This is a genomic window from Polaromonas sp. P1_G2 (genome assembly GCF_056405515.1).
In genome coordinates, this window is sequence record NZ_JBFUBY010001537.1 from 1 (window position 1) to 386 (window position 386).

General features: G+C 61.7%; 1 protein-coding gene. It reads right to left on the reverse strand.

Features of this window, described 5'->3' with window-relative positions:
- Nucleotides 1-155: 155 nt before the first annotated feature.
- The coding region (locus tag AC1D0P_RS31440; RefSeq protein ID WP_477680305.1) for a hypothetical protein at nucleotides 156-386 on the reverse strand (231 nt) is incomplete at its 5' end.

Genomic DNA, 386 nt, shown 5'->3' on the forward strand with positions numbered 1-386 from the left:
GGCAATGTCCTGGCCGATCTTGATATAGGTGCCGGTCGGGCCGCCTGTCATGATGTTCTTCTCGACCTCGGCCGCTCTCGCCGGCAGGCAGATGAGGCCCGCCGCGAGAACCGCCGAGCCGATCATCGTCAAAATCCGCATTCTATCCTCCCTGTTCAACAGCTGCCGCCGAGGTTGCGGAAAAGGCTGCGCAATGAAATCGGCGAAACGTGGCCATAGGCTGCCTTGAGCGAATCGGTGACGCAGGCGCCCTTGACGAGCATATTGGTGAGCAAGGCCTGCTTGTCCGGTGTCAACCCGTCGAAGCCGGGTAGGTCGGCGACCGCCTTCTGCACATCGTCACTGTTCCGCGGCGTCAGTCCGCTATTGTCCTGGCCGTTGTCGGT